Consider the following 11,412-nt stretch of genomic DNA (forward strand, 5'->3'; position numbering starts at 1 on the left):
CTCGATAAAATAGCGTTTTTTTGTATTTCCTACTAGAGGATTTATATCAGGGAAAAGGAATCAGGCAGCGTAAATATAAATCGCGGAAAAATTGAGACTGTGAGACCATTTGAACCGCGAAGAGGTTCAACTCTGGTCGAATAGTCCCAATTTTTCCGCGAGGATATAAAAAAATGTCTAATACATTTGCCCTATAATATCGGCAAAAAGAGCATTGACATTTATCATTTTACCGGTAAAATAAAAGTAAATGGGGAAAAGTGGAGGAAAGTAGGTAAAAGTGGAAAAAAGTGTGTTTTCAGGAGAGTATAATAATACGCTTGATGAAAAGGGACGTATTATGTTTCCTGCAAAATTACGCTGTTTACTGCCGGGCTCACAAGTAGTGATTACCCGCGGAATTGACCGCTGCTTATGGATATTTCCACCCGAAGAATGGGCATTGCTATCCGAAAAAGTTATGCAATCCGCTTCTTTGTTTCAGGCAAACTCCCGTCTTGTACTGCGCAGGCTTATCGCTCCCGCACAGGAAATAGACATTGATAAGGCCGGACGTGTTTCAATACCCCAAAGTTTACGTGAATACGCGCAGCTCGAAAAAGACTGCGTGCTATTGGGCATCAACCGTTATCTCGAATTGTGGAATGCGGATGAATATCGGGCTTATCTGGAGGGAAGCGAGGCGGATTTCCATCAAGCGAGCGAGGACTTGGGGCTGATTCGTTTTTAATATGTATGAACTTTGTACACACACCGGTTTTATTACAAGAATGCCTGCAATTGCTTGCCCCGGAAACATCCGACCCGCTTCTTATCGACGGGACATTAGGCGAAGGCGGCCATAGCGAGGCCTTTTTAACTCACTTTCCACAGTTAAAGATTATCGGTATCGATGCCGACCCAGCCATTCAAGCAAAGGCAAAAGTGCGGCTTGCCCCATTCGGCGAGCGTATGCAGTTTTTTTTAGGCTGGTCGGACACTTTTTTTGATCAATACCCTCAAGATACAGCGGCACCTTCGCTCATCTTATTTGACCTCGGCATTTCTCTTTTCCATTATATGGAATCAAAACGCGGCTTTTCATTCAGCGGCGACGAACCGCTCGATATGCGTATCAATCCGAATGAATCGCTGACAGCAGCCGATATTGTAAACACCTATAGCGAAAAAAAACTGGCAGATTTACTGTACCTCTATGCGGAAGAGCGCTTTTCGCGCCCGATTGCCCGCGCTATTGTTGCAGAACGGGAAAAGCACCCTTTTACGGAAGCGCGGCAGTTAAGTGAAACCGTGTTCCATGCGGTTCCCGCCCGTTTCAGGCACGGTCCCATACATCCGGCGACTAAGACGTTCCAAGCCTTACGGATTGCCGTGAACAGCGAGCTTGACCGGCTGCCGCGCCTGTTGGAAAAAGCCTTTTCCTGCCTCGCAGAAGGAGGCAAAATGGGCGTTATTTCCTTTCATTCGCTGGAAGACCGCATTGTTAAACTTTTTTTTAGAGACCTTGCAAAAAGCTGTATTTGCCCGCCTGAAATGCCGATATGTACATGTGGAGGCGTGCCCCGTGCAGCTTTGCTTACGAAAAAACCGGTCGGCCCCTCTGCCGAAGAGACAGCCGGTAACGCGCCGTCCCGCAGCGCCCGGCTCCGCGTTATAAAAAAGCTCTCTTTGAGGAGGACATAACCGATATGAAACACCTTTTAGCTTTGATTCTTACCGTCAGTATTCCCGGTCTGTTTTTCTTCACCGTTAAGCAGTCTCAAGTTTATAATACACTTGAACGCGAAGTAAACGCATATAACGATGAGCAGAATCGTCTGATTGCAGAAAACAAACGGAAGATTTCGGCTATTTCCATCCTGTCAAAACCGCAGCGGATCGAAAAGATTGCTGTGGAAGAATTGGGTATGCATAAAGCGGATTCCTCTCAAATTATCCGCATCTCCTTAGATAAGGAAAAGAAGGGATAACGCCATGTTGTTGGGTTGGGAGGCTCTCTGCACGGCAGTTGCAGGAACATTTATTTGCAATTATTCTCCTTATCAAGGTTTTGACTCTGTTACCACAGACAGCAGAACAGTAGGCGATCATGCGCTTTTTATTCCGCTGCGGGGTACACAGCAGGACGGACACCGCTATATCGAACAAGCGTTACAGCATGGAGCTGCTTGCGTACTTGCCGATGCAGCGTACCTCGGCGTTCAAGAAAACACCCAACAAATACACACCCTCTGTGAAAAATATCAGGCAGCCTGTATCCGCGTTGATCATACGTTAAAAGCACTGCAAGATGCCGCGGCAGCCTATCTGGAACAATTCCCGCAGCTCATTAAAATCGGAGTAACCGGTTCAAACGGTAAAACGACGACAAAAGAACTGCTTGCATCCATCTTTGCACAGAAATACCGAATTATAAAAAATGAGGGCAACCTCAATTCCGAAACAGGTTTGCCGCTGTCGGTTTTTACCGTAACGAAAGAACATGAAGTAGGCATTTTTGAACTTGGTATGAACCGGAAGGGAGAAATTGCGGAGCTTGCCGCAGTCTTGAAACCGAACATTGCCGTTATCACCAATATCGGTACCGCTCACATCGGAATGCTCGGTTCCAAAGACGCTATTGCCCGGGAGAAAAAAGAAATTTTTTCCTGTTTTGATGAAAGCTCCGTCGGTTTCGTCCCCGCTCAGGATGAGTATACAGCGTTCTTGCAAGAAGTACCGCGCGGAAAAATAGTTACCTACAGTGCGGATCCCGGCTCCTATACCCTCGAAGGACTTTCCGGTGCGGAGATACGGTATCGGGGAGAAACTATCCGCTTACCGCTTCCGGGAATCCATAACGTGCAAAACACCTTTGCCGCGATTGCCGTTGCGGAATACTGTCATATCCGGTTGCAGTCGATAAAAGCGGGCATCGAACAGATACACCCCTTATTCGGAAGATCGCAAATTATCCGCGGGCCGGTAACCTACCTGCTCGATTGCTATAACGCAAATCCCGATTCGATGAATGCAGGACTTGCTCTGTGTGCAAATATCCGAGTAAGCGGCAAAAAGATTTATATACTTGCCTCGATGAAGGAGCTGGGTGCAGAATCCCCTGCTGCACATAAAGCCGTATGTGCCGCGGCCTTCGATTCCGATGCCGACGCATTGTTCTTTTTCGGTAGAGAGATGTGCACGGCAGCCATCGAGCAAGAAAACACTGCAAATAAACCTTTTTTCTGCTTTACGGAAGCCTTTGCCGATAAACTCCGTGACACTTTAGACGGTTTATTAAACCGGAACGATTTTGTATTTCTGAAAGGATCCCGCAGCCTTGCGCTCGAGCAGTTTGAACCTATTCTGCAAAAGGAGCGGGTATGATGCACCACACTATCACCGTCGAAAAGAATATCAACCGAGACCGGTACAGCTTCACATTTATTCTGCTCGTACTCATCATGGTTGGAATCGGAATTGCCGTTCTCTATTCGGGTTCTTTGCATTATGCCGAACGGTTTTTTGATGATTCTTCTTACTTCCTTGTCCGGCAATTCCGAAATCTCCTTATAGGCTGCATCGGCCTCATCTTTTTTTCATTCTTCAGTTTTGATCATTTACGAAAACTGCTCCCCTATCTCTTGATAGCAGGCTTTATCCTTCTGTTGCTTCCCTTTATTCCGGGCATCGCTTCACCGCGGAACGGCGCCAACCGCTGGATTTCCATCGGAGGTTTCAGTTTGCAGCCGTCGGAATTTATCAAACTTCTGCTCATTATCTTTCTTGCAAACTTCTTTGATAAAAAAGCGGATCAATTGGATGTTCCGCTGATTTCCATATTGCCGCCTTTTTTTATCACATCGATATTCGTATTGCTGATATACCTTGAAAATGATTTTTCAAGTGCGATTTTTTTAATGCTTATCTTTATGGTGATGTTTTTTGCGGCAGGAGGACCGCTGCTCTGGTTCCTGAAGGGATTGATTGTTACCATTCCCTGCGCGGTACTTATGGTTGTTACTTCAACCTACCGGATGAAGCGTGTACTCTCTTTTATCTCCCCCGATAGCGATCCGCTCGATACGGGTTATCAAATCAATGCAGCAATCGAAGCGCTTACCGGCAGCGGTCTTTACGGTACGGGAATAGGGAATGGTGTGCATAAAATTTCGAGTGTTCCCGAAATATACTCCGATTTTATTTTTGTCGCATGGGCGGAAGAAATGGGCTTTTTAGGCGTGTGCGGCTATCTTGCACTCCTGCTTGCATTTACCGCGGTAGCCTATTTGATTGCGTTTTCCTGTAAGAATCGATTCGGCTGCTATGTTGCGTTCGGAGCAGCATCTTCAATCGTCCTTCAGTCTTTTTTAAATTTAGGAGTCGTTGTCCGTCTGTTGCCTGCAACCGGTATTCCCCTCCCCTTTTTCTCATTCGGAGGATCTTCGCTCATTACCAGTCTTTGCCTATGCGGACTGATTATCAATGTTTCAAGTTATGCAAAAAGGAGTGCTTCATAATGTCTGATATTATCGGTTTACAAAACCACGCATATACCGAATCGCGTCAAATACCTCAAGCCGTTAAAAAAACAAAAGGAAAGCAGCTCCTGAAAATCCTTATTTTAGCGATGCTGTTGTTTTTAGTGGGAGACGCCGTCTATCACCTTTTTATTTTGCCTTTTAATTCAACGGCAAAGATACAGGTTTTAGGAAATGATACCATTTCCGAAGCGGAACTGAAAAAAGCAGCCGGTCTGACCGGAACGGAAAAATGGGGAAAGATCGATAAAGATGGGTTATTGCATCGGGTTGCAAGTTATCCGCTCGTTGCGGAAGCACGGGTACTCAAAAAGTATCCGGACAAAGTACTGATTGAAATAACCGAACGGAAGCCGGTCGGTGTCTTGCTTGCAACAGTCAGCGGCCGCACCATCCCGATGGAAATAGATAAAACGGGAACAGTATTTAAAACGGCTTCCAAGAAAGGGCAGCCGGAGTTGCCTGTTATCAGTGGTCTTTCCTTTCAGACTATACGGGCGGGAATGAAGGTACACAAGCAGCTTGTACCGCTGTTCAAACAGCTGGATCTTTTGCAGAAAAAAAATCCGGTTTTACTCAGCGAGATATCTGAAATAAAGATTGAACAGAAAAAATACGGCGGTTTTGATCTCATCCTCTATCCGGTACAAACGCAAGTGAAGGTACGCACCGACAGTACATTGAATGAGGAGCGATTGCGGTATATGATGTTGGCATTGGATGTCATACAAAAATTTGATCTGAGTGCGGAGATTGAGGAGTTGGATGTACGGGCAGGAACCGCTTCCTACCGTTTAAGAGGTGAAGCCAATGAGTGATGTCATAGTCGGATTGGATATAGGTACCAGCGCAATCAGAGCCGTTGTCGCTGAAAAACTGGAAACGGGCGTTCTGCAAATTATCGGCGTGGGTACCGGTATTTCTGAAGGCTTACGGAAAGGAACGGTTGTCAATATTGAAAAGACCGTACAGGGAATCCATGCAGCGGTGGAATCCGCGGAGATGATGTCCGGCGTAGAAATTACCCACTGCATTACGGGAATCGGCGGAACCCATATTGAAGGGATTAATTCCCGCGGCATCGTAGCCGTTACCGATAAAGGTAAAGGAAACCGCGAAATAGACCAGCAGGACATCGACCGTGTTATAGAAGCAGCACGAGCAGTCGTTATCCCGATGGATAGGCGCGTTATGCATGTTATCCCGCAATCGTATATTGTTGACGACCAGCGCGGTATTGTGGATCCGCATAATGTTATTGGCGTCCGCATCGAAGCGGAAGTACATATTATTACCGGATCGGTTACCTGCATCAAAAATATTGTCGATTGCGTGAAGCGTGCCAATTTACAAGTTGATACCCCGATGTATCACGGTTTGGCCGCCGTAGAATCCGTTATGACACAGGAAGAACAGGATCTCGGTTCGGTACTCATCGATATCGGGGGCGGCACCACCGATATTGTGGTGATGTCCGGCGGAGCGCCGGTTCTTACGGCAGTGCTGCCCGTAGGCGGAGGTCATGCGACAAACGATTTGGCAATTGTAAAAGGGCTTTCATCCGAAACCGCTGAGAAGGTCAAGATAACTGACGGATGCTGCTGGCAGCCGCTTTTGGAAGATAATAAATCCGTACTAATTTCCGCTCCGGGCGGAAGGGCGCCGATACAGATTGAAAAAGCGGATATATGCGATATTCTGCAAGCCCGAATGGCAGAAATCTTTACGATGGTAAAGGATAAAATAGCCCCTGTAACCGCTTCAAACCGGTTTGCAGGCAATGTGATTCTCTGCGGCGGCGGTTCGCTTATGCCTGGTGCTACAGAACTTGCCTCCGAAATCTTCGGCACACCGGCTGTCCGGTTAGGTATCCCGGGAACCTTCGGCGGTTTAACCGGAGAATACCGCAGTCCCGAATTCGCTGCCGTACTTGGACTGATTTTATCTCAGTACAAACAGCAAGCGGCTTCCGGTGAAGAAACAAAAAAAACAGAAGCAGAGCCGGGTAAAATTGTCGGCAAAATCAAAGACTTTTGGAAAAATCTATTTTAATAGAGGAAAGGGAGGGAACATATATGGATTATCAAGTGATGCAGCAAAATGAATTGTTACCGGTTAATCCCACCGTTATCAAGGTAATTGGTGCGGGCGGAGGCGGTTCGAATGCGGTTAATAGGATGTTGGAGTGCAACATACAGTACGTCGATTTTATCGTAGCAAACACCGATGTACAGGCACTCAATTATTCAAAAGCGCCGATGAAATTGGCAATCGGCTCAAAGTTAACCGGAGGACTCGGTGCAGGAGGAAAACCTGAAATCGGCGAAAAAGCCGCTATGGAAGACACCGAAATTATTGCGAATGCGGTACGCGGCGCACACATGGTGTTTATTACCGCCGGTATGGGAGGCGGTACCGGTACCGGTTCTGCGCCGGTTATTGCAAAAATCGCCCGCGACCAAGGAGCCTTAACGGTCGGTGTCGTTACCAAGCCGTTCGCTTTTGAAGGCCGCGCAAAGATGCGTATCGCCGAAGCGGGAATTGAAAAACTCCGGGAAAATGTCGACGGGCTGGTCGTTATCCCCAATCAGCATTTATTAAACCTTGTAGACAGTAAGCAGACGATAAAAGACGCCTTTGTTATGGCGGACGACGTACTGCGCCGTGCAGTGCAGGGCATTGTGGATATTATCACAAAGAACGGAATAATCAATATAGACTTTGCGGATGTCCGCTCCACGATGGCCGGCAATGGACATGTGTTGATAGGCGTCGGCACCGGATCGGGAGAAAACCGTGCGGTTGATGCGGCAACCGATGCCATCAACAACCCGCTGTTGGAGGATTCCCATATCGAAGGGGCAAAGCGGATATTGGTTAATATCTACGCATCGGAATCACTTTCTGCCGTAGAAGTAAACGATATTATGGAAATCGTTATGGCAAATGCCGATCCGGATGTGGAAAACACCTACGGTATCGCTGTCGACGAAACCGACGAATCTATGAAAGATAAAATTACCGTAACGGTCATCGCAACGGGCTTCCCTACCGACACGGATCCGATTCAAGGGGTGATGCAGAAGCAGGGCCAGTCAGCGGAGTCAGCAGCTCAGCCTGATCCGCTCCATACGTCGTTTTTACAAAACGATTTTATTTCGGCAAGCGAATGGGCAAAACTGCAAACACCGCAACAGCCGAGCCTACCCGGCCTCGGCCCGCGGAATGCAGGAATACCGGCAGCCCCGCCGCTTCAACAACCGGCAATGACCGAAGCCCCGCGGCAGCCTATCCGTGTGCAGCTCCCCGGCGCCAATACCGATTTGGATGTTCCGGCGTACTTGCGCAACCAAAGGTAATCGCATCAGACTATTTTTTAACAGCCCCGCAGAATAATTGAGGCTGTTCAACCAGAGTTGAACCTCTTCGCGGTTCAAATGGTCTCACAGCCTCAATTATTCTGCGATTTTGATTTATCTATCTGATGCGATTACCTTTCTTCTAAAAAATAAAGTGTGCGAAATTTCGCACAAAAGGAAGATACTAGTATCAGAACCTCCTCGAAAGGCGATGGTTCCAGCAGTAGAATAATAGCTCCACTGGCTATTAAAAACAATCTTTCCGTTAGCCTTTTGAAAAAAGGCGAGGCAGATGCTAGGAGCGTACAAAAAACACCCGCAGGCGTACTTGCTGTACGTCGAGGACTGTTTTTTGTTAAGCGACAACGCAGATGTCCGCCTATTTTCAAAAGGAGGTCTGGTGTGCTTATCCTGAGTAAATTACGATGAATGAAATACAATTACGGGCATTTTACGGGTATTTAATTTCGGCGGAGGCGCGGGCGCAGCTGACGGCTAAAACATATATCAATACACTGCGCCTCTTTCAGCAGCAGATGGGAGAGGAGCGCCTTATCGAAGACGCTTCTCAAGACGATTGTATCGGCTTCATTCTTGCCCGGGCGGAAGAAGGCGTAACAGGAAGAACGCTTGCAAAAGATCAGGCAGCGCTCCGCTCCTTTTACCGATTTTTGCAGCTGGAAAACGTCCGCGCCGATAATCCCGCAGAACAGTTGGAATGCCCCCGACGTGAAAAAAACTTACCGCGGGCGCTCGCCCCCGATGAAGTAGACAAGCTTTTGGCAGCCATCCCGCTGAATACACCGAACGGCATCCGCGATCGCGCCCTGTTTGAACTGATATATTCGGCGGGGCTGCGGGTAAGCGAAGCGGTAACGCTTTCACTGGAAGATGTATTCTTTAATGAGCAGCTGTTGAAAGTTCACGGAAAGGGCGGAAAGGAGCGCATCATCCCCTTCGGAACGCAGGCGGAAGCGCGGCTCAGTGTCTATTTAAAAACTGCCCGCCCCCTTCTTTTAAAACCGGCTCATCGCGAAAACACTGAAACGACAGGAGCGGTGTTCTTAAATCACCACGGGGAGCGCCTTACCCGTAAGGGTATTTGGAAACGCTTGCAGGAAATCGAACAACTGAGCGGCGTTACCACAAAAATCCACACACTCCGTCACTCGTATGCAACCCATCTGCTCGCAGGCGGCGCTGACCTCCGCTCCGTACAATGTCTCCTCGGCCATGCGAGCATCGCTACCACCCAAATTTACACCCATATCGAAGACAAGGATTTGAAAGCATATCACCGCAAATTTTTTGAAAAAAAACATTAAAGCTACCCCCCCCCCCGATAAAAAGAAAATCTCCTCTTGTACCGGTATCGGTAAAAATGCTATAGTCAAAAATTTTTGGGCAAATACCGACGATACAGCTCGGTACTGCCTGCATTTTAATATGTTAGATGGAGGTTTTGATGAAAAAAATCTATCAGGTAGATGAAAAAATACCGGCAAGTCTTTTTCTCCCACTCAGTTTACAGCACACGTTCGCAATGTTCGGCGCGTCGGTTCTGGTTCCAATCATTTTCCAAATCAACCCGGGCATCGTGCTTTTGATGAACGGAATAGGAACGCTGCTTTTCATCCTTATCGGAAAGGGAAAGGCTCCGGCTTACCTCGGTTCCAGCTTTGCGTTTTTAGGCCCTGCCAGTTTGATTATATCGAGCATGGGATTCCAATATGCGCTCGGCGCCTTCGTAGTAACGGGATTACTCGGTTGTCTTATCGCTCTGATTATCTATAAATTCGGTTCGTCATGGATTGATATTATCCTTCCCCCTGCAGCAATGGGTTCCGTAGTTGCGCTCATCGGGTTTGAGCTGGTCAGTCTTACCGTCCGCGGCGGCAATATCGGGGCTAATATTATGACAGATACCGTTACCACGGCGGATATCACGGTGTTTTTTATAACGCTCGGCGTCGCGGTATTCGGATCAGTTCTCTTTCGAGGCTTCTTTTCCACCATCCCGATCCTTATCGCAATTATCGCCGGATACACAGCTTCCGTCTTTTTTGGTTTGATCGACTTTACACCGATTAAAGAAGCGGGGCTTTTCACCCTTCCCCACTTTCAATTACCGAAATTCGACATCAAAGCAATTTTAACAATGCTGCCGGTGCTGCTAGTCATCACAAGTGAGCATATCAGTCATCAGGTAGTTACATCGAATATTATTAAGCGAGATCTTATTAAGGATCCGGGTTTGCACCGTACCATTTTTGCAGATAATTTCTCCACTGCGCTTTCGGGTATGGTCGGCGGTGTTCCCACGACAACATACGGTGAAAATATCGGCGTTATGGCAGTTACCGGCGTGTACAGCGTGTACGTTATCGGCGGAGCTGCGGTCATTTCCATCCTAATGGCCTTTATCAGCCCCCTTGCAGCAGTTATCCAGACTATACCGGGCGATGTTATCGGCGGTGTAACGTTCTTATTATACGGAATGATTGGCGCCTCCGGTATCCGACTCTTGGTTGACTCAAAAATAGATTATTCCAAACCGAAAAACCTTATGCTGACCTCTATTGTCTTTACAACAGGATTGAGCGGCGTATCCATTAGACTAGGACAAATTGAATTTAAAGGAATGGTACTTGCTTCCGCTGTCGCGGTATTGATGAGTTTAATCTTTTATATCTTTGAAAAAATAAACGCCTTAGAATAGACCTGTTCGATAACTGCGTTGTCGAACCCACACATTCGGACAAAAAAAGACCGCAAGATTTCTCTCACGGTCTTTTGTTCGGATACTTATTCGGATCACTAAAACTTCGGTTTTTAGTAAATCCTTTCTATACTACCGAGAATAGAATTCGACGACGTACTGGATATTTCCAACCGGTTGAATATCGGCGGGAGTAGGAAGTGCCGTTACCGTTGCAGATAAGTTTTCATCATTAACGGAAAGCCACCCTCCCTTTGAACCTTGTACGGTGCTTAAGTTGTGCCGGATAAGATTTTGGAAGCCTTTCTTGTCTTTTGTCGTGATGACATCACCGACTTTCACCCGCATGGACGGGATATTTGCCGGTTTACCATTCAGTAAGAAATAAGCATGAGAAACCATCTGACGCGCCTGTGCACGACTTACCGCAAATCCCATGCGATAAATGGTATTATCCAACCGCTGTTCCATTAAGGAGAGCATATTATCACCGGTAACACCGGACATCTTAAATGCTTTTTGGAACAGATTACTGAACTGACGCTCAGACATACCATACGCAAAGCGGAATTTCTGTTTTTCCTTTAACTGTTCGCCGTAAACGGAAAGCTTTCCGCGTTGTTTAGCACCGCGTTCCTTACCGGGAGCATTCGGTTTTCTATCCAATAACTTACTGTACTTAGGATTTCCAAAAATATTTGATCCGAACCGGCGGACCAATTTACCTTTCGGCTGTCTCGTTGCCATTTTTCACCTCGTAAATCTAATAAGAACACCGCAGCGGTGTTACAGTAGTCTCTTTTATTAGGGAACG

Annotated in this window: 11 protein-coding genes; 10 read left to right on the top strand and 1 reads right to left on the bottom strand. The window is 47.1% G+C overall.

Annotated features, from left to right (window positions below):
- Positions 1 to 280: 280 nt before the first annotated feature.
- The 10 genes from mraZ to uraA all read left to right on the top strand — a co-directional run bounded on the left by mraZ (position 281) and on the right by uraA (position 10,598).
- Positions 281 to 730, top strand: coding sequence for a division/cell wall cluster transcriptional repressor MraZ (gene mraZ, locus E4N66_RS08775; protein ID WP_253727714.1), 450 nt, complete (start codon positions 281 to 283; stop codon positions 728 to 730).
- A gap of 5 nt (positions 731 to 735) precedes the next feature.
- On the top strand, positions 736 to 1,683 hold the full coding sequence (rsmH, locus tag E4N66_RS08780) for a 16S rRNA (cytosine(1402)-N(4))-methyltransferase RsmH (protein WP_253727715.1): 948 nt from the start codon (positions 736 to 738) through the stop codon (positions 1,681 to 1,683).
- A gap of 5 nt (positions 1,684 to 1,688) precedes the next feature.
- Positions 1,689 to 1,970, top strand: coding sequence for a septum formation initiator family protein (locus tag E4N66_RS08785; RefSeq protein ID WP_253727717.1), 282 nt, complete (start codon positions 1,689 to 1,691; stop codon positions 1,968 to 1,970).
- 4 nt (positions 1,971 to 1,974) lie between these two features.
- Positions 1,975 to 3,366 (top strand): UDP-N-acetylmuramoyl-tripeptide--D-alanyl-D-alanine ligase, encoded by a 1,392-nt coding sequence (gene murF / locus E4N66_RS08790; protein WP_253727718.1) that lies wholly within the window; start codon positions 1,975 to 1,977, stop codon positions 3,364 to 3,366.
- The gene (ftsW, locus tag E4N66_RS08795; RefSeq protein ID WP_253727719.1) at positions 3,363 to 4,499 is read left to right on the top strand and encodes a putative lipid II flippase FtsW; all 1,137 of its coding nucleotides are present in this window, start codon (positions 3,363 to 3,365) and stop codon (positions 4,497 to 4,499) included. The genes murF and ftsW overlap by 4 nt, the downstream gene beginning before the upstream one ends.
- Entirely contained in the window at positions 4,499 to 5,338 is an 840-nt protein-coding gene (locus E4N66_RS08800; protein ID WP_253727720.1) for a cell division protein FtsQ/DivIB, read from the top strand. The genes ftsW and E4N66_RS08800 overlap by 1 nt, the downstream gene beginning before the upstream one ends.
- Positions 5,331 to 6,572, top strand: a complete 1,242-nt coding sequence (gene ftsA / locus E4N66_RS08805; protein WP_253727721.1) for a cell division protein FtsA — start codon at positions 5,331 to 5,333, stop codon at positions 6,570 to 6,572. Before E4N66_RS08800 ends, ftsA begins: the two co-directional genes overlap by 8 nt.
- Before the next feature lie 23 nt (positions 6,573 to 6,595).
- Positions 6,596 to 7,879, top strand: coding sequence for a cell division protein FtsZ (gene ftsZ, locus E4N66_RS08810; RefSeq protein ID WP_253727722.1), 1,284 nt, complete (start codon positions 6,596 to 6,598; stop codon positions 7,877 to 7,879).
- A 425-nt stretch (positions 7,880 to 8,304) separates the two neighbouring features.
- The gene (locus E4N66_RS08815; protein WP_253727723.1) at positions 8,305 to 9,204 is read left to right on the top strand and encodes a tyrosine-type recombinase/integrase; all 900 of its coding nucleotides are present in this window, start codon (positions 8,305 to 8,307) and stop codon (positions 9,202 to 9,204) included.
- 140 nt (positions 9,205 to 9,344) lie between these two features.
- Complete coding sequence (uraA, locus tag E4N66_RS08820) at positions 9,345 to 10,598, top strand: uracil permease (RefSeq protein WP_253727724.1); 1,254 nt, start codon at positions 9,345 to 9,347, stop codon at positions 10,596 to 10,598.
- A 132-nt stretch (positions 10,599 to 10,730) separates the two neighbouring features.
- Here uraA and rpsD read toward each other — a convergent pair whose 3' ends face one another.
- Complete coding sequence (rpsD, locus tag E4N66_RS08825; RefSeq protein ID WP_044013137.1) at positions 10,731 to 11,345, bottom strand: 30S ribosomal protein S4; 615 nt, start codon at positions 11,343 to 11,345, stop codon at positions 10,731 to 10,733.
- Between the last annotated feature and the right edge of the window lie 67 nt (positions 11,346 to 11,412).

Origin of the sequence: Treponema sp. OMZ 857 (assembly GCF_024181085.1) — a bacterium.
GTDB lineage: Bacteria > Spirochaetota > Spirochaetia > Treponematales > Treponemataceae > Treponema.

Bases quoted from the DNA above. Each gene is read 5' to 3' on its own strand.
- ftsW (WP_253727719.1), top strand. From the start codon at position 3,363: ATGATGCACCACACTATCACCGTCGAAAAGAATATCAACCGAGACCGG.
- murF (WP_253727718.1), top strand. From the start codon at position 1,975: ATGTTGTTGGGTTGGGAGGCTCTCTGCACGGCAGTTGCAGGAACATTT.
- ftsZ (WP_253727722.1), top strand. From the start codon at position 6,596: ATGGATTATCAAGTGATGCAGCAAAATGAATTGTTACCGGTTAATCCC.
- rpsD (WP_044013137.1), bottom strand. From the start codon at position 11,345: ATGGCAACGAGACAGCCGAAAGGTAAATTGGTCCGCCGGTTCGGATCA.
- uraA (WP_253727724.1), top strand. From the start codon at position 9,345: ATGAAAAAAATCTATCAGGTAGATGAAAAAATACCGGCAAGTCTTTTT.
- rsmH (WP_253727715.1), top strand. From the start codon at position 736: ATGAACTTTGTACACACACCGGTTTTATTACAAGAATGCCTGCAATTG.
- E4N66_RS08815 (WP_253727723.1), top strand. From the start codon at position 8,305: ATGAATGAAATACAATTACGGGCATTTTACGGGTATTTAATTTCGGCG.
- E4N66_RS08785 (WP_253727717.1), top strand. From the start codon at position 1,689: ATGAAACACCTTTTAGCTTTGATTCTTACCGTCAGTATTCCCGGTCTG.
- E4N66_RS08800 (WP_253727720.1), top strand. From the start codon at position 4,499: ATGTCTGATATTATCGGTTTACAAAACCACGCATATACCGAATCGCGT.
- ftsA (WP_253727721.1), top strand. From the start codon at position 5,331: ATGAGTGATGTCATAGTCGGATTGGATATAGGTACCAGCGCAATCAGA.